Below are 18,200 nucleotides of genomic sequence, written 5' to 3'. Positions count from 1 at the left end.
CCCGAGGCCGCCGACCGGTGGACCTGGATCGTCATCACCGCCCACACCCAATTACGCCTCGCCCGGCCCTTGGCCGCCGGCCTACGCCGCCCCTGGGAACGACCAGCACCGCCCGGGCGGCTCACCCCAGCCCGGGTTCGGCGAGGATTTCGGAACCTCCGACCGACCAGCGCTCTACCCGCCGGTGCACCCAAACCCGGCAAGCCCGGCCCCGGCCGCCCACCCGGCTCACGGAACCGCAGGCCAACACCCAGCTATGACGTCGGTAAAACCATCGTGCCGGACGGGCTGTGGCAGCGCATCGAGCCGCTGCTGCCCACACCTGAGCGCAATCCACGGCACCCGGGACGCAAGCGGGTCCCGGACCGGCAGGTGCTGTGCGGGATCCTGTTCGTGCTGCACACCGGCATCCAGTGGGAGTTCCTGCCCCAGCAGTTGGGGTTCGGCTCGGGGATGACCTGCTGGCGGCGCGCCAAAGCCATCACGGCGGGTTTTCAGCCCGGAGTACAAGCTCGCGATGGTCGCCGAGTACGAGAGTGCCGCGAACGGGGAGAAAGGTGCAATCCTGCGCCGGGAAGGCTTGTACTCGTCGCACATCATCGAGTGGGCACGGGCTCGCGACGCCGGGCAACTCGGCCAGGTAGGGACTCCGGTCACGGATTCCGGTACCGCGGCGGCCGGGTCGCGGGTGAAGAAGTCCGCAGAACAGATCGAACTGGAGAAGCTACGCCGGCAGAACGAGAAGCTGCAGGCGGATCTGAAGAAGACCCGCATGGCGTTGGACATCATGGGCAAAGCACACGCGCTCTTGGAAGAGCTCTCCGAGAGCGCGGACAACGACAATCCGCCGAGGAGATCCTGACCGCCGTGTTCGGCGAGTTACGCGACGCGGACATCTCGGTGCAGCGGGCGTGCGCGCTGACCGGGACCTCGCGGGCGACCTACTACCGGCGGGCGAAGCCGGTCGGACCGCGGCACGGACCGTGGCTGCCCCGGACCCCACCGCCGCAGGCGCTCAGCACGGCCGAACGCGACCGGGTGCTGGCCGTGCTGAACTCGCCGGCCTACGCCGACCTGGCGATCCCGCAGGTCTGGGCCCGGGAACTCGACGCGGGCCGTCACCACTGCTCGATGTCCACGATGTATCGCATCGCCCGCGCGTGCGGGCAGAGCCGGGAACGACGCCGGCTGGCGACCCATCCACCCCGGGCGCGTCCGGAACTGGTCGCGACTGGGCCGGGTCAGGTGTGGTCCTGGGACATCACCGCGTTGAAGGGACCCGTCAAAGGCGTCTGGTACCGGTGTCACGTCGTCATCGACATCTACTCGCGTCACGTCACCGGCTGGCTCGTCGCAGCCGGGGAGGACGCGGTCGTCGCCCGCGACTTCCTGGCCGACGCGATCAGCCGTAACGGGATCGAGCCGCACACCATCCACGCCGACCGTGGCGGCGCCATGGTGTCGAAGCCGGTATCGGAGATGCTCGTCGACCTCGGTGTCCTACCCCCGGGGGGTGGGGACCGCGTAGGTACGGGTGGTCGTCCCGGACGCGGTGTGGTCGACCTCCTGCCGCCGGTTGCCGATCTCGTCGTAGGTCCAGTCCTGCCAGTACGCCGCCGGACCACCGAGGTTCGCTGCGCTCGGCGCGGTCTCGCACGACACGTCGGCCCTGGGCGTCCACGCGGAGGCCAGCCGGCGCAACGCGTCGTACCGGAAGCACTGGGTGTCGGCGCTGCCCAGCTCGGGGAGGTCGGCGATGGAGGTGATGTTGCCGATGTCGTCGTAGCGGTAGTTGCGATCCGACATCGTGCCGGTCGCCGACTCGGCCTTGATCGAGTTGTGCGTGATCCGGCGTGTGGTGAGGTCGTAGTAGGTGGCGTCCTCGACGTACTCGCCGCCGGCGGTCTTCCGAGTGGTGACCGTGGGCTCGCCGTAGGCGGTATAGAGCTGCTTGGTCACGTAGCTGCCGACACCGGTGGCCGTGGTCGTCAACCCGGTAGGCAGGCCGAGGGTCAGCCGGAATGTGCCGTCCGCTGTCCGCGGGCACCGGTCGCTCAACTCGCTGAGCAGTGAGACGGTGGGCTCTGACCGCGCTACCGCCGGGCGGCGCGACGGAGCCTGCGGCGTACGCCGCCGTCAACCCGGGTCCTGACCCGCGCCAGGATCTCCTCGTACCGGCGGTCCGCGCGCTTGCTGAGCACCTCGGCCTGCTCCAGCATGGCGACGATCGTCTCGATCGCCGTGTTCAGGACCTGCCCGTCGTCGAGTTCGTCGGGACTGCGGCTCTGCTTCATGCTGGTCGGTCGGAGCTCCTCCAGGTCGCCCACGATCTGGCACGGATAGTCCCGCAGCTCCTTGATCTGCTGCTCCGTCAGGTCGGCCACCCATTCGGCCCGGTCCAGGCCGACACCGAACTTCAGCCCGTTCTCGCGCTGCCGCAGCACGGAGTCGACCAGGTGGCGCTGGACGACCTCCTGGTACGGCCTGCGGAGCGGGTAGCGGTCACCCAACGCCAGGTTGACCCGGCGCAGCACTTCGGCCTCGGCCGCGCCCAACGAGGGGTTCGAGGTGGGGGCCTCCAGCTCGCACAGGCCGTCGGGGATGCCCATGATCCCCGCGAACCGGTGCCACAGGGTATCGTGCGGAGCCCCGGGGGGCGGGACCGTCACCAGGTGGCGTCGCTCGGCGGGCACCAGGTCGCCCCAGCGACGAAGCATCCGGTTCGCGGTGTAGTTCTCCCAGAACGTCTCGAACTCGCCGCGTTCCACCGCGCCGAGGAAGGCGCCGAAGCGCCAGCCACTACGGGCCCGGATACTCTGCTGCCAGGTCGACGGCAGGGTACGCCACAGGTCACGTCCGGCCACCACGATGTGTACCTCGGCAGGTCGCAGGCTCTCCACGGCCCGGGACGCCTGCGCGCTGCTCGCCCCACCCAGTCCCTCGTTGCTGATGATCACATCGCCGGACCACTCGCGGGCCTTCGCGGCCAGCCGGTCCCAGGTCCAGCGCAGGTCGGCGTCGCGCCAGGACACCTGGCGCAGATCGGTCATGGCATGGTCCTGCGCCCGGGCGCTCCCCGGCAGCAGGATGCCGGCCCGCTTCAGGTCACGTCTGTTCCACCAGAGCACGTTCTGCACGAAGGTGCTGCCCGTCTTCGGGGCACCGATGTGCAGGAAGACACGTCTGGCCATACTGCCTCCCGTGCGCGGATCAAGGGTGACCGGTGACGGCCCGGTCCGTGGGTGCCCAGGGTGCCACAGGAAGGTGGCCGACAGGTGTCGTCGTGATAGCCCGTGGTGCGGTCGCATGGTCGCGACCCGGTCGCCCTCATCGAGGGGAATAGCTGGCATCGATCTGCGGACGATTTGACGCTCGGCCTGCCCGTATTGTCCGCCGGCACCGCACCTCGTCCAAGCGGAGCACGCCCGGTCCACCGGCTCCCGAGCACTCACCGAGCACCGAGCCGCCACCGGCGTAACCGAAAATGGCCTAAACCGGCCTGGAATGCCAGGTCAGGGCCTTGCTCGTTGGTGCGCCGCCAGGGACTCGAACCCCGAACCCGCGGATTATCATAAGAGCCTGATCTTGGCCGACTCATTGCGTCCGGCCCCGTCGCGTGAGTCCATCTGTTCACGGTCAAGCCGCAACCTGACCGAGGCAACGTCCCGCTCAGTGCTCTGAGTGCTGGTCCGTCCATCGCGCCCGAGCACCCACGGAGCACCCTGCGATACGTCGTGCAGATGGTGGCCCGCCTGCCAGATGTCGGGTCATGACGTACGCAGTCAGACTTGGCGATGTAAAACCACTCACACGAGCAGCCTGGCCGCGTCGTCCAACGCCTACGGCGCTTCTCCTCAGCAGCGGTCGGTGGGAATTGACAGGAACGGACTGGGCGGTCCGCTCCATGAGACATACAGTGCCTCCCGTGCCCGGACGCTGAACACGGCGGCCCGGGCGCTGGAGGTCCGCAACGTCGTCGCCATCGAACACGTTGAGGAGCAGGAAGGGTCGCTGCCGTCGTCGGGCGAGACACCACCCCGCGCCAAGTCCGTGATTCGGATGGTCCGCATCCGCGGGTCCCGCGCGTTGTTCACCGACTCCAGGTGCAGGCCCTTGTCGGCGTGCAGCTCGGCGATGCTGAGCTGCTGGAACTTCTCCATCGCCTTGCGTACGCCGGCCTTGACCGGCTTCTCCAGGACGTCGTAGCTCTGCCAGAAGCTGTTGGCGAAGTCGAGCTGCGGCACGGGATGCCCTCCAAGGTGCGTGCGGGCGGGAAGCGAGGCTGGCCGACCAGGTGCGACGGGTTCAGTTTCCGGTTTGCACCGCCACGCAGTAGAACCAGGCGAGGTGCTCGATCAGCGCCGCTCGGGCCTTGGCGTCAACGAGGACCTCCAAGGGGAAGCCGGGGCGGAGAGCCAGCTTCGCGGCGGCGATCTTCACCCCCGGCAGCTCGTTCAACCGCTGGCGGAACTGCTCGCGGAGCGTGATGTCGTCAAAGGGCATTCGGGTACTCATGTGCTGGAACACGATCTCGAACTTCCCGCTCGGGTAGATCGCCGCAGGCCAGATGTTGCCGAGCTCGTGGTCCTTGCCCCGGGCCACCAGGAAGCACGACGTCTCGCCGCCGGAGCCGTAGAGCGGCCTGCCGCCCAGCTCGGCCCAGGCTTCGACGACGGCAAGCGTGCCAGCCACGACCCGCGCGTTCTGGAGGTCGGTCAACTGCTCGACGAACCCGTCGTCGAGCGAATCGTTGCGCCGCGACCGTGGCCGGAGGAACTGCCGGGACCCGTCCTGCTGCGGCATGCCGGCGAGCTGAGCCAGTTCCTCGACGCCGAAGCGCTGCGCCTGGCTGGCCCGACCGTACTTGTCGAACTCGACGCCCTCCGCACGCAGCAGGTCGCGCGGCTCCTCGGTCCTGGTCGGGTCGAGCCACTTGAAGTTCGGTGCGACGACGCCCTCGGCCTGGAGCACCCGGTGCGCGTTCGGCGCCGGGTGATTCGCCAGGCGGGCGCCGACCGACACCGGATGGCTGCCGATCAGCGCGGCCAGATCACCGTACGCGGTCCAGGAGCCGGCAGGCAGCGCCGCGAGAGCCTTGTTCATGACATCCCATGGCACCTCGGACCGGTTGCCCGCCTCCTCGGTGGGCCCCGGCCAGTTCGCGATGATCCGCTCGGCGAGGGCGTCGGCGCGGGCGTGGATTTCCGGACGTCCCCAGCGCTTCTGCGCCGCGATTTCCCGATTGAGCGAGATCCCGCTCTTGCCAAGCTGGGCCCGCTTGACCAGGAAGGAGCTGTTGCTCAGCTCAGCGTTGTAACCGGTGAGCGTGAGGTTGCCCAGTGTGTGGACCAGGGCCTCGTGCACCTCGGCGAAACTTTCCTCCCCTTGTAGATCCTCGCTCAGCGTTTGCCGCCACTCGGTCGTGGGGCTCTGCGGCATGACGTGTTCGATGGTCAGCGAGTCCGACGCCACCGGTTCCTTGCTGTTGTACGACTCCTCCAGCCACTGGAGCACTAGCTTCCGCTGGGTGGCGCGTCCGTTGAGATAGAACGGGATGGACCGCACCGCCTCCCGGACGCTGGTGTCGGTGGCGTAGTACTTGCGGCCGACGGACAGGTAGGAGCGCACCGCCTCGTCGACCGGCAGATCCGCGCGCATGTCGGTCACGATGCGCAGCAGGATCCGATTGATGTTCGCGGTGGCCCGGCCGATCAGCAGGCGGCGGACGAAGAAACTCTCCACGTACAGCATCGCCGAGGCGATCTGCGCAGAGGTCGCCGTTCCCTGCTCGCGACGGTCCAACAGGTGCAGCAGCAGCGGCAACACGGTGGTCGTGTCCCAGGCGTTGAGCCGGACCAGTCGCCGCCGCACCTCCGGGTCGCGCTCCTCCTCCGGGTGCAGGATGATCCGTAGCAGGGCACCGAGCCGGCAGAACCGGCGTACCTCGGCCTCGATTTCCGCCTCGGTGTGCAGCCCGTTGAGTCGTGCCTGCTGGCCGGTGTAGGTGTCGGTCTGCTTCACCTCCGGTTGTTTCTGCACCAGGTCGAGCCAGAACAACTGCTCAAGTTCTCCGGAGCTCAGTTGCTGTTGCAGCGGAAACCACAGGGAGTCGTAGACAGCCTCACCGCGGTTGGGAAGCCGCATGAAGAGATAGTTACGCAGCAGGTCAGCCTGGGTGAGCTTGAGGCCGGTGTTGTTCAGCGACTCGAAGATCCGGTAGACGTTGTCGCCGGCCTGGGCGACGACCGACACCAGCGCCATCCCGGAGATGACGGCATCCTCGATGCGTCCGATGTCCGTCGGATCGTCCGGGTCGTCGACGGCGGCGAGTTGAGCCGCGAAGAACCGGTACGCCGCGCCCACCTGATCGCTACCGCCCGCCTGCGGCGTGGCCTCCAAACACGCCTCGTAGGCCGCACGATCGGCCTGGGTGGGAACAAGCTTCAACCGATGGGCGGGCTTCCACTTGTTGATCAGGTATTGCTGGTCGATGCGGTCCCGATGGCCCGGATCCTCGTGTCGTGCCAGGTGGTCGCGAATGGCGCAGAGCAGGATGGACAGGGTGGTGAGCCGTTGCTGACCGTCCACCACCAGGAACTCGGAGACGCCCGCCGGCCCGTTGGTGGGGTTGGGTGCGAGGACCAGGGAACCGATGAAGTGCGTGAGGTCCCGCTTCTCGATCCGCTCCTCGGCCAGCTTGAGGATGTCCTCCCACAGTCGCCTGAGTTGAGAGTCAGTCCACGAGTATGTCCGCTGGTACAACGGCACCCGATACTGCTTCGCGCCCTCCAGTAGCTCCCGCAGTGTCGTCTCGTGTGCCGCGACCATGCAACCGACTCCTCGCTCACCGTGATCTGCCTGGAGCGGCAAGACAACCAGAGCACAAGCGACCGCAGCAACCCACGGAAGGCGCAAAACCCAGCTATAACGACCAGCTCGCGTGTCGGCTTATCGACAACACCGCCACATGCTCGCCATTCAATGCCCTCTAGTAGCTCCCCGACCCCACTCGCCGATCACTACAGGCAACTGTCCAAATGCTGACAGTAATTCACCTATTCCTTAGATTGAGCGTCCACACTGGCGTGTGGCCCGCTCGGACGGTACGCCCCACGTAAGCAGGAGCCGACACAACTCAATCCCATCGCAGGTGACGTTCGAAGGCTTCCCCGCTTCGTTGCAGCCCCTGCTGGTGCGCATCGCGGACCGCCGCGCCACCCGCAGCGAAGCAACCCTCCAGGCCGACATCCGGCAGCTCCTACTGGCCGGCGGCTTCGTTCTCGACGACGTCGACCTCGAGGCTCCCGCCGGACAGGGCCGGCGCATCGACATTGAGGTCGGTTACACGTCATCGAGGTCAAGAAGCGACTCCCGCCCGGGCGGGCGCTCCAGGAGGCCGAGCGGCAGCTTGGCGGCTACGTCCGGTCGCGCAGCCAGGAGACCGGTCAGCGGTACGTCGGCATCCTCACCGACGGCGCCACCTGGCGTGCCTACCAGCTTCGGCTCGACTCCTTCGCCCTGGTCGACAGCCACACCCTGAGCGCCACCCGCCCCGACGGGCGGGCCCTGTTCTACTGGCTGGAAGGCGTGCTGGCGACGAGCCAGCGGGTCCATCCGGCTCCCGCCGAGGTGGCTCGCCGTGAACGACTTCGAAGCGACGCCAGTGACACCACCGCTCAATCCGGGCGAGCCACATCATCCTGGCGGCCTTCGCGAGAGGGTCCCAGAAGCTGGTCTCGGCGCTGTACGCATCGCCGAGCTCCACGAGCATGTCCAGCGCGATTTCCCACTCATCATGGTCGAGACACTCGTTCGCATCGGCCACCGTTGTGCCGGCCTCACCCGTCGCGACCACGGGCGCGAGACGGGCAGCTCGGCGAAGAAGCTCGGGGACATCCACGGCGTGATCTTCCCGCATGACGCGCAGCACGCCTCGCTCCGAGAAGAGGCCAGAGCCAAGATCGGCCACGGGGAACTCGCGGACGGAGCCACGTCTCGACCGGCACCCAACGCCATACGACCGCGCGGCGCCGCCGTATGGCGTTGGACGGCTTGCGTCCACGATCACGGCACCGCGTCCATGGCTTGCCGGAGCCGTCCAACCGCTCCCGAGCACCCATCGAGCACCCGACCCATCGCAGAGAGGCATGAAAAAGGCCCCGACCGGGCATGAACGCCAGGTCAAGGCCTTGATTGCTGGTGCGCCGCCAGGGACTCGAACCCCGAACCCGCGGATTAAGAGATTGTCCATGACCGAATAATTCGGTCCAAGTCGGACGCTGGAATCCATCTTTCGCGTCATGGCCCTGCTTGCCCAAGAACGCGTCCCATCCAATCCGCCCGTTGCGAGTCTGTCCCTGGCGCCGGAGCACCCGGTGAGCACCCACTGATGAGCCAGTTCGTCGACAGGATGGGCAGCGTCACGCATGACGAGGTTGAGGAATAGCGTCAGGAGTTGCGCGAGGCCGTCGGGCTTCGCCCGGCAAGCCAGCCTGTCGGTGGCCTTGTGGTGCATGGGCCGGATGAACTGGGCGTGTCATCCCCAGCAATACCTCTACCGGATCGTAGCCCTGTCAGCTGCAAGGACTGACGCCTTCATGGAGTACCGACGCGGAGGTCTGATCGCTCGGAACCTTGATCCCCTTGGGAGACCGTCGCGCCCGCACGCAGGACACTCCGCGTGGATTACAGGGCAACGGTAAGGTACCGCGGTCAATGTGGAGCGGGCATTCCGGACGGGGTTCGACGTTGGGAGAACAACGGCTTGCGCAGCTGCGAGACCGCGTGCAGCGGCACCTCACCACCCGCGACTCGGAGCCGGTACTCGCGCCGGAGGCGACCGGCGAGCTGGTCGACCTACTCTGCTCGGTGCCGGACGCTCTCGACGATCCCCCGGTCACCCAGGCCGCGGGGCTGTTGCTGCTGACCCAGGCCTCCGCTGCTGCCAACGCCAATGCGGTGCCCCAGGCGACGGTGGCGCTGGAGCTGCTCGCCCCGGTATACCTGTGCGGGTATGACGTGCCGGACCTGGTCCGCGAGCAGTTCGAGCGCCATCCGCCGGCCGAGCCGGACACGGCCTCGACGCTGGCGTCCCTCGGTCGCCTACTGTACGGGGGGACGCTGTCCAGTCCTGATGAGAAAACCCTGGACCAGGCCGTCGCCCTGCTGATCCACGCCGTCGCGCTAGCCGAGCCCGACCAACCCGAGTAGGCGCGCAGCCTGACCAACCTGGGCAGCATGCTGCTGACCCGATTCGAACGCACCGGCGACCTGGATGACTTGGAGCTCGCGATCACGCTCACCGAGGCGGCCGTCGACGCCACCGCACCCGAACACGCCAAGCGCGGAAGCTATTTGAGCAACCTGGGCAGCCTGCTGACCCGGTTCGAGCAGCTGGCGAGCGAGGCCGACCTGGACGCCGCGATCGAGGCGCATCAGGCGGCAGTGACCGGCTGGCCCGACGATCCGGAGCACGCCGGAATGCGTGCCGATTTCGACCTCGCTCTGCGGACCCGGGCCAGTTTCCGCGATCAGATCAGCGAGCTGGACCGGGTGATCGAACTAGCGCGGACCGGGTCAGCGAATCAGCACCTCCGTGTCGACCCTCGACGCACTCCACTGCAGCGGTGGGGCGATCCCTGATCCGGGATCGCCCCACCGGCATTACCGCTCCACGCCGTAGTAGAGAGCCAGGTAATCGGCGATCTCTGGGGCGTGTGGCGACAGTTCGGGCAGATGGCGGTCCAGGGCATTGCGGGTCGCCTCGGCCAGGCGGCCGAGGCTGGTGGTGGCGTCTCGCACGTACGGTTCGAGCTGCCTGATCAGCTCGTAGTTGCTGTCGATGTGCTGCGCCTGCATCACCTTCTCCAGCGGTGGTGTGGTGCCCGTCGGGATCGGCTCCAGCACTCGACTGATGTAGGTGACCCGGTGCATGATGCGCCAGCACGGTGGCTTTTTCTGGGCCTGGCGGGCTTGGCGCAGCGCGACGGCGTTGCGGTCGGCGCTCTGCTCCAGCCAGATCGGATCGACGACCGTACGGTAGAGGTCCTCGAAGTTGTCACTGGTCGCGTCGAGGTAGAACGTGACGAACCGATAGGCGTCGACCTTCCCGGGGAGCCGCTCCGGTTTGCCGTCGCCGCCGAGGACCGGTTTCCCGTCCTTGTACCGCTGGAGGTCGCTGCTCGGCTCGCAGGTCACCTCGACGGAGAAGGTGGTCTTCGACTCCCGCTTCTTGCTCCGGGTCAGGGCGTAACCGATACCGCCGGTCAGGTCCAGGCTGAGGCCCCCGCTCACGCCCAGGGTCGACGCCGACAGCGACACCCCGGTGTTCTCGCTCTTCGCCACCTGGAAGCTGCCCGCGGTGGCCTCGGTGACGGCATCGGTGGTCTCGGTGGTCTCGGCGAAGAATCCACCCTCCGCCGTCCAGATGTAGGTATTGACCAGGTTGCGTCGGGAGAAGCCGTCGACCAGCGCCCCGGCACCGGGCAGGGAGAGTTCGCCGAGCGACGGGTTGGCCATCCCACGCGCTCCGGTGCCCAGCATGGCGGCGATTCCGCCGAGGGCGCCCAAGCCAGGAACCAGGGCGCCCGCCACGAACCCGGCAGCCTCGGTGCCGACCTGCTTGAGGGTGTGCCGAGCGGCCTGCCCCAGCATCGGCTTGAAGTCGGGCGGCTCGGTGGAGAGCGCCTCGTAGAAGCTGCGTAGCTGTTGCCGCTCGCGTTGGATGCGCCGAATCAGGGCGTACGTCTCGCGGGGTTTGAAGTAGCTGTACTCGCCACGGTCCCGGGCCTGTGGGTAGTCCGGGTCGAGTACCTTGCCGTGTGCCGTGGCGCCGACGGCACCGTCGAGTGTTCCCTGCTTGGTGTATCGGGGGTTGATCGGGAACGGAATGAGGTTCCAGTCCTCGGGGATGTCCGGGCTGGGCGTGACATGGTACGACACCAGGGTGCCGGTGTGGGCCAGCCGCAGCGCGAAGATGTCCGCGGTGGACGAGCGCACCACCGCGAAGCCGGTGTTCCCCGGCAGGTACCGAGGGCCGATCGCGGGGTTCACGACCTGGCCGGGGTCCTCCCACCGGCCGCGCAGTCCCACCTTTATCTGACGGGTGGTGGTCTCCCCCCGAGAAACCTCCCTCTGCAGGCTCGACGTGTTCGTGAAGTCGTAGCTGGTCTTGCGTTCCAGCGTGGCCTCCACTTCGATGGGCACGGTGATGCCCGCGCCGAACGGTGCGATGACGGTGTTGATGTCGGCCTCGGCGCCGAGGGAGCGGGTCGCCGCGAACCCCGCCGTGCGGCTGTTCTCGGTGTCGGTGCCGTGGCTGTGGCTGACCTCGTCGGCCTGCTTGAACTCGACGGTGGACGTGTTGTTGAACTGACCCGGCGTGCGGTCGGCCGAAGGGTTGGTCAGGTTCTCGGCGGGGACCGGCGGGGCGCCCTCGACGTACCCGACGATCTGCGGGTCGTACTGTGCCTGGCCGACCCATTCACTGACCAGGTTGCCCACCTTGTACCCCGTGACCAGATGCCAGGACCGGCCGCGCAGGTAGCTGTAGCAGCGTTTCATCACGCCGCTGGGAACGCCCCGCGCGTCGACCTGCGCGTCGGCGTACTCGCTGGCCGCTGGCGTGCTGTCGATCAGGGCGTGGAAGGTGGTCCGTACGCTGGCCGGCGCCGCGCGCACCACGGCGGCGTCGGTGGAGACCGGTGCGGTGGAGAGGACGACCTGCGGGCGCTGGTTCGCCGGCAGGAGCAGGTGGTTGCCGGCGAGTCCGACGTCGCGCACCTCGCTCGCGCCGGCGCTTGTGGAGTCGGCGTCGAACGGGTAACAGGCGATGAGGTCCGCCATGTCGCCCTTGAGCCGGCTGAAGGCGTTGTCCAGGATCTGTTCCTGGGTGCGCACGCCGCGCCACACGCGCACTTCTTCGAGGACACCGGAGAAGGGGTGCGTCGGGGTGGTGTTCACCACCGCCCCGCCGATCGTGAACTGGTGTTTGTTGTAGCCGTAGTGAAGGAGCAGGTTGAGGGTGGGCATCGTGACCGGCGTCGTGGGTACCGGAGCGCCGTTGCGGTAGAGCCGGATCGGGCTGCCCTGCGGGTCAGGGTTCTTGGCCCACGTGGCCTCCCGCAGCCGGGCCGGGTGGGAGCCGGTGGCGTCACCCGCGACGTTGCCGGCGTTCTCCTCCATCCGCCACCAGCCGACCAGACCACGCTCGCGCGGCCCGACCGGGCGGCACACCTGGTCCGGGGGACGGGCGACCCGCCACAACCGCACCTCGGAGAGGACACCACGCAGGGGGAGCGCCAGCGAGCCGGCGCGCACCCGCCCGAACTCCAGCGGACCGGCGCCGCCCTTCGGTCCCTCTCCCTGGTGCCGGTGGGTGCCAGCGGACGCACCGTCGACGAAGAACGAGACGTCGTGCCACCGGTCCGGCTCTGCCGGCGGGCTGGCCCTGCGGGTCACCGCCACCCGGTGGAACGTCGCAGCGCGCAGTGCCACGGTCGACACGTAGCTGAAAGGCTTGTGGCCGGGCTCCTCGAAGCGGAACTCCAGCTTGCCGTCGGGGCGCACCCCGAGCTGGTACGGCACGCATCCGCCGGCACCGTCGTCGAGCGCTCCGTAGGACACCAGGCCGTGCGTCCAGCCGAGCCGGTCGAGCGTGACGAACACCTCGATGGTGACATCGCCGGTCAGGTCGAGGGCGGCGTCGCTGCCGGCATCGAGATGCCCCCGGCCGTCGAGGGAGACCGCCCAGGACTGTTCCATCGTGGCGGCCAGGTGGGCCCACTCCCGGCACGGGAACGCATCCCGGCTGCGGATCATGGTGTCGCCCTTGCCGGCGGTGATCTGGTAGCCCGGTAGCGGTGACTCTGCCACGGCGGGGGCGCCGGTGACCGCACCGTCTCGGCCGTTGCCGGACAGGTCGGTCGCGCCCGCTTCGGTGAAGCTCCAGTAGCCGAGCAGCCCCGGCTCCCGGCCGGTCAGTCGGCGGTCGCGCTCCAGGACCAGTTCGGAGGGCGTGCGGACCCGGCCCCAGACCCGCACCTCGTCCAGCCGGACGTTGGCCCGGGAGCCGTTCGCGGGTGAGAATCCGAGCCGGAGGTTCCCGACCCCCGCGTACGGGGTGGTGACGGTTCGACGACCCACCTCGGTGCCGTCACGGTAGAGGATCTGCTCGTTGGTGGCCCGGTTGAACACCGCGGCCCAGTGGTGCCACTCCAGATCGTCGTAGCTGCCCGTGGTGTCCAGGTCATTGCCCCAGAAGGCCAGGGTGAACGTGTTGGTGGCGCGGAAGCCGACGTGCAGTGCGTTGTGCGCGGTCGGGGTGGTGACCCCGTGGGTGACCACGAAGTCCTCGCGGCCGGCACGCTCGCGCTTGGCCCAGAACTCGATCGTGAAGTCGGTGCCGGCCAGGGCGACCGGGCCGCAGTCCACCCCGTCGTCCACGCCGTCGAAGGCCAGCGCCGACTTCAATGGCGCCGGCTCCAGACCGAGCATGTACCGGCCCGCCTGCGTGTGGGCGTTCAGCACCCGGCCAGGGCCCGGCAGTGCGTCCGGCAGGACCCACGCCTCGACGGTGACATCACCGGCGGTACCCACCTGCGCGAGCCGATCGTCCGGCAGGGCCAGCCGGTGCGTCGTGGTGTCGAAGCGGAACGCCCGGCCCGGGATACCCCCGTGCCACTGTGAGACGCGCCCCGGCACCAGGTCGGTCGCGGATCCGTTCGGGACGTTGCCGGTAACCCCGTCCACCTCCACCTGCACGACCTGCGAACCAACGGCCAACCAAGCGCCGGGCCTGGTGGCGGTCGCCAGATCGTAGTGGTAGAGCACCCGGGACACCGGGTCGCCCTTGGTGGCGGTGCCGGCGCCGCCGACCACGGTGAGCGTGTCGGCGCTGCGCTGGGCATCCGACTGGACCAGGACCGCCGTGCCGGCCACGGTGACGACGGCACCGGCCGGCACGTGCGTGGTGAGCGGCTCGGCGAGCCGCACCGTCTTGCCGGCGTTGCTGATCTCGGCCACCGTGCCGAGGTACCGGGAATCGGCCATGCCCCGGCCGTTGAGGACATCGGCGAACTGTTCGACCTGCCGGGGCACGGACGCGAACGTCTCGGTGCTCGATCTGGTGCGGACCGTGACCGTGCACAGGTGTGCCAGTTGCCCGTCGCTCACCTCGACGGTGGTGCCGGCCATGTCGCTCAGCGGATCGCGGCTGACCAGTCGGATCTGCTGCGACCCCACGGTGAGCCGCTTCTCCGCCCGAACCACCTCGGTGTCGTAGTGCGTGGCGAAGAACTGCCCGTCACCGCCCCGGAAGTACAGCGAGACCTGCCCGATGGTGCTGTCGAGCAGGAACGGCGTGTTCCGGGTCCACGCGAACCCGAGCAACGCTCCGGTGACGCTGAGCCCGCCACGGTCGGTGTAGAGGTGCGGCATGGCGAGGTGCACGGTCCCGGTGCCCGCCATGCCTCCGGTGAGCCGGGACAGCTCGTCCTCCTTGGCGACCAGCTCGACCCGCGCGGCCCGCAGCCGGCCCTCGGCCTCGGCGATGAGCGCCTGCCGGGTCCGCTCCCGGTCCAGCTTCGTGACGAGGTCGTCCCGCCGGAGCCTCGCCGCGTTCAGATCCGCGTCGAGCTTCGGTAGCAGTTTGACCTTCTCCCACCGGAACTGGTCGGCGTTCGCGGCGGGTGCCTGATCGACAACGGCGTAAGTGCCGCCGTACCGGTCGTAGTCCGTGCCGGTGAGTTTGCGGAACGCGACGGGCAGGTGTCGGGTTCCGTTGTCGACCGGGGCCAGGATCTGACCAGTGCCGCTGCCGCTGATGCCTTGGGGATCGAACATCACCGTACCGGTGGCAGGGTTCTCGGGCGCGGGGAGCAACCGGATGTAGCCAGTTGAGTCCTTGTCGAGGATAGCGGGGATGTTCTGCTCGCCATCGGCGTCAGGCGCAGTCGAGGGCGGGATAAAGACCCTGATGTTGTAGTAAGAGCCTGAGCCATAGCGGGAATTGACGTGAATCAGTCGCCACAGGGTTCTGGGGTCGTTGTGGTCTTTGGTGGAGTGCACCCAGTGATGCACACTGCTGGGCTTGGTCGACCACTTCACGTAGAGGTTTTCCTGCAGGTTCCGGATGCGGTAGACCCAGTTGGTCGGCACGTTCCGCTCTGCCTCCAGCCGAGCCACCTCGGCCTGGGCGGTCACCAGGTCCCGCTGCCACCCGGCGACCGTCGCCGGGTCGGTGCCCGGGGTAGCGACCAGCGCCTCGTCCGCCTTGATCTGGCCCTTCAGGGTGGCGATCACCTGCTCCAGCGCGCTGATCCGCTCGGGATCGACGGCGGACTTGGGCTGGTTCACCTCCGGCAGGGTGATGTGGTCCGGCACCCGGGCCAGGCGGCCGTCGCGGCCGACGGCGAGGTCGAGCGTGGCGACATGGGACCGGGCCGCGGTGCCCGCTGGCGCGGAATCGGACGTGGCCGCGGCGAGCAGCACCCGGGCCTGCCGCTTCACCAGTGAGCGCGGGCCGCTGGGGGCCGCGATGTTCTCCTGCTGGAAGTAGAGGGTCGCGGCGAGGCCGGAGACGACGTCACGACCGGTGAACGCGAAGCTGCTCCGGCGCAGGCCGGAGTGCTCGCCGACCGGCGCCTTGGAGGTCACCCAGGTCGGCCCACCCACGAGCGTGCCGTCCCGCCCGTTGCCGGTCTGATCGTGCAGCTTCGTGCCGTCGCCCTCGTCAAAGCGGTAGTAGGCGAGCAGCCCCGGTTCATCACCGACGAGCCGGCGACCGCGCCCCCTGGCCAGTTCCTCCTTGTTGAGAGCCCGACTCCAGATGCGAATCTCGTCGATGTCTCCCGAGAAAAAGCCACCGGGTATGCCGTAACGGTGATCCGCACCGATGAGCACCTTCGTGGTGGAGTCGGGGTTGGCCGCCAAGCTCCCCTCCCCGGCCGGTTCACCGTCGAGGTAGAGCCGGACCTGGCCGTTGTCGACGACCGCAGCCACGTGCGTGTACCGGCCGACCCCGACCGGTCGGGTCGACTTCACCAAATACGGCGCGCCGTTCTGCTGCAGCACGAGGTGCCCGTTCTCGAGGGTGAGGACCCAGTCCCCCCGCACACCTCGGTCGAACTTGCCCAGGATGATCCCGTCGGGGGCCGTCGGGCTGATCCACGCCTCCAGCGTGTACGTTTTCCCGCCCAACTGGAACGCGGCCGGGTTACCCAGGTCGACGTAGCCGCTCGTACCGTTGAACCGCAGCGCGGTCCCGGCCGAGCCGGGCTCCGGATCGCGCCCGCTGCCCTGGGTGTTGAACAGCCCGTTCGTCGCCTGCTCGACGTTGAAAGAGTCGATCAGCTTCGTCCGGCTGTTGACGGTGAAGATCTGCCAACGCCGGCTGCCCTGCACCTCGGTGGGGAGCAGCAGCACGCTGAACGCGCCGCCGGTGAGGCCACGGACGAACGTCAACTCCTGGGTCGGTTCGTAGAACGGACGTCCCTCCATGTCCTTCGTGCCCGGGGTGTCCTTCGCCGACGCCGGCCAAGTGCTGTGCCGGCTGCGCTGGAAGCGAACCTCCATGACCGGTTTCAGCTCCGTGCCGACCAGCACGAACCGGTCGCACAACAGGGTGTTCTCCACGAGCGGCACCTTCGCGCCGTTGTGTTTCACATAGTTCCCGCCAGCGGCGGCGCTGGAGCCGCCGGTGGTGAGCTTCCACACCGCGTCAGGGTGTGCGGCGTCGATGGACTGCCGGAACACCACCAGATGGGTGCCGTCGGACACCACCTGGAACGGTGCCGCCGCGGTGAGCCGAGCCGTGCTCGACAGGAACGGATCGGTCTCCTTCGGACCGAGAGTCTCGTGGGCGCCGGCCTCGACCCGCCCACCACGCTTGACCACCGGCAGCCGAGTGGCCCCGGCGATCGCGTACCCCACCTGCGTGATCTCGGTGGGGAAGCGCAGCTCAGCTGGGTCATCGTGCCAGTACGGCGCATCGAGTTCACCGCGCTCGGCACTTGGAGTGAAATGCAGGACGGAGTAACGAATGCGGCGGTCCTTGTCCATTGCGAACGCCACCGTCACGCCCTGGTGCCGGAGCATCGCGGTATACATGTACTCGCGGTCGCCGTACACCTTGACCAGGCTTTTCTCGGACAACACGGTCCTTTCCCGAGAGAAGAGCAGGAATTGGGGAAGCAGCCTGAAAGCACATTATCCGCCCCACCACATCGAGACGGAATACATTCGACCGTAGTTGATTGATTACGCACCGCGCGCGTTAAGTCAAAATGCCGACTAAAAATTGACTTGGAATATCTGATCTGCCGATCGATTGCGAAGCTGTACCTCGCTTGTGAACAGGTCGGCAAGCCGCTGTCGCGGGTGCTCGGCGGGCTCCTCGGTCTGACACAGGCCGGCACCGCACGCGACCGGACCGAATCCTGGCCGACAAGGCATACAGTTCCCGCGCCAACCGACAGCACCTCGCCGAGAGAGGGGCCCATCAGCGAGGCGGTTCACGGGCGCAAGCTCCGATTCTGATTGATGACGATCGTCGCCGCCCCACGGCAGTGATGACACCCCGTCATGACACCCTCTCCTCAGAGGGCGTAGAGGCGGTCGTTTGCGTCGTGGGTGTGGTCGAGGAATCTGCCGGTGTGTTCGGGGGTCCAGATCATGACGGGGCTGGGGGTCTTGCCGGTGTCGCGCCAGGTGTGGATGCGTTGGTCGGTCCAGATGGTGGGCTTGGGTGGTCGGGCTGGTGGTAGTTCGACCATGAGGGCGGGGTTGGTGTCGATGTAGCGGTGGCGGCGCATCGCGTCGTTGAGGGCTTTGCGCAGGGTGGCGATCATGGTGTTGCGCTGGGCGATGGTGTCGTACATGGCGTCGATGTGGCCGGGTCGAAGTCGGTCGATGCGCAGGTGGCCGAGGTGCGGGATCAGGTACAGCCGGATGTGCCCTTCGTAGGAGCGCAGAGTGCCTGTCTTGATGTTCTTGCGTCCGGCGAGCCAGTCGGTCAGGTACGCCTCCATGGTGGGCAGTTCGGTGGGGGTGATGTCCAGGTGCAGCGCCCGGCGGATCTGGTCCGGGGTGGGGACGGGCGCGCCGGTCTTGACGGCGGCCTCGATCAGGTCGCCGGCCTTGACGGTGGTGTGCGGGTCGGCGGGGTTGGGGACGGCGAGCGCGGCCCGGATGCGGTCCAGGAC

The 18,200-nt window shown here is 68.1% G+C and carries 8 protein-coding genes and 3 pseudogenes; 5 read left to right on the top strand and 6 right to left on the bottom strand.

Annotated features, from left to right (window positions below):
* Positions 1 to 273: 273 nt before the first annotated feature.
* The 3 genes and pseudogenes from E1258_RS34905 to E1258_RS35910 form a co-directional block, all read left to right on the top strand.
* Positions 274 to 471: pseudogene (locus E1258_RS34905) on the top strand (transposase); the annotation flags it as partial.
* Positions 472 to 517: 46 nt separating this feature from the next.
* Entirely contained in the window at positions 518 to 862 is a 345-nt protein-coding gene (locus E1258_RS34900; RefSeq protein WP_243715508.1) for a hypothetical protein, read from the top strand.
* Between the two features lie 269 nt (positions 863 to 1,131).
* Positions 1,132 to 1,491 (top strand): annotated as a pseudogene (locus tag E1258_RS35910) (transposase family protein); the annotation flags it as partial.
* 9 nt (positions 1,492 to 1,500) lie between these two features.
* On the opposite strand, the gene E1258_RS34895 reads toward E1258_RS35910, so the two are convergent.
* The 4 genes from E1258_RS34895 to E1258_RS17015 all read right to left on the bottom strand — a co-directional run bounded on the left by E1258_RS34895 (position 1,501) and on the right by E1258_RS17015 (position 6,828).
* Positions 1,501 to 1,992, bottom strand: a complete 492-nt coding sequence (locus E1258_RS34895) for a hypothetical protein (RefSeq protein ID WP_371688631.1) — start codon at positions 1,990 to 1,992, stop codon at positions 1,501 to 1,503.
* 101 nt (positions 1,993 to 2,093) lie between these two features.
* Positions 2,094 to 3,191 carry a hypothetical protein gene (locus E1258_RS17025; RefSeq protein ID WP_132402015.1) on the bottom strand — a complete coding sequence of 366 codons (1,098 nt, stop codon included), beginning with the start codon at positions 3,189 to 3,191 and terminating at the stop codon, positions 2,094 to 2,096.
* Between the two features lie 663 nt (positions 3,192 to 3,854).
* Positions 3,855 to 4,244, bottom strand: a complete 390-nt coding sequence (locus E1258_RS33965; RefSeq protein WP_207919596.1) for a hypothetical protein — start codon at positions 4,242 to 4,244, stop codon at positions 3,855 to 3,857.
* Positions 4,245 to 4,305: 61 nt separating this feature from the next.
* The gene (locus E1258_RS17015) at positions 4,306 to 6,828 is read right to left on the bottom strand and encodes a DUF262 domain-containing protein (RefSeq protein WP_132402012.1); all 2,523 of its coding nucleotides are present in this window, start codon (positions 6,826 to 6,828) and stop codon (positions 4,306 to 4,308) included.
* 1,956 nt (positions 6,829 to 8,784) lie between these two features.
* On the opposite strand from E1258_RS17015, the gene E1258_RS17010 reads away from it, so the two are divergent.
* Both E1258_RS17010 and E1258_RS17005 read left to right on the top strand, forming a co-directional pair.
* On the top strand, positions 8,785 to 9,210 hold the full coding sequence (locus tag E1258_RS17010) for a hypothetical protein (RefSeq protein WP_132402009.1): 426 nt from the start codon (positions 8,785 to 8,787) through the stop codon (positions 9,208 to 9,210).
* A gap of 27 nt (positions 9,211 to 9,237) precedes the next feature.
* On the top strand, positions 9,238 to 9,642 hold the full coding sequence (locus tag E1258_RS17005; RefSeq protein WP_132402006.1) for a hypothetical protein: 405 nt from the start codon (positions 9,238 to 9,240) through the stop codon (positions 9,640 to 9,642).
* Between the two features lie 21 nt (positions 9,643 to 9,663).
* On the opposite strand, the gene E1258_RS17000 is transcribed toward E1258_RS17005, so the two are convergent.
* Complete coding sequence (locus tag E1258_RS17000; protein ID WP_132402003.1) at positions 9,664 to 17,154, bottom strand: LamG domain-containing protein; 7,491 nt, start codon at positions 17,152 to 17,154, stop codon at positions 9,664 to 9,666.
* Between the two features lie 443 nt (positions 17,155 to 17,597).
* Positions 17,598 to 18,200 (bottom strand): annotated as a pseudogene (locus E1258_RS16990) (site-specific integrase); the annotation flags it as partial.

This window comes from Micromonospora sp. KC207 (assembly GCF_004348615.1).
Classification (GTDB): Bacteria; Actinomycetota; Actinomycetes; order Mycobacteriales; family Micromonosporaceae; genus Micromonospora.
Note: the sequence above shows the minus strand (reverse complement) of the source record. Positions and strands in the feature narration are given on the sequence as shown.

Excerpts from the sequence above, each read along its gene's own strand:
- E1258_RS17015 (WP_132402012.1), bottom strand. The coding sequence starts at position 6,828 with ATGGTCGCGGCACACGAGACGACACTGCGGGAGCTACTGGAGGGCGCG.
- E1258_RS34900 (WP_243715508.1), top strand. The coding sequence starts at position 518 with ATGGTCGCCGAGTACGAGAGTGCCGCGAACGGGGAGAAAGGTGCAATC.
- E1258_RS17025 (WP_132402015.1), bottom strand. The coding sequence starts at position 3,191 with ATGGCCAGACGTGTCTTCCTGCACATCGGTGCCCCGAAGACGGGCAGC.
- E1258_RS17005 (WP_132402006.1), top strand. The coding sequence starts at position 9,238 with ATGCTGCTGACCCGATTCGAACGCACCGGCGACCTGGATGACTTGGAG.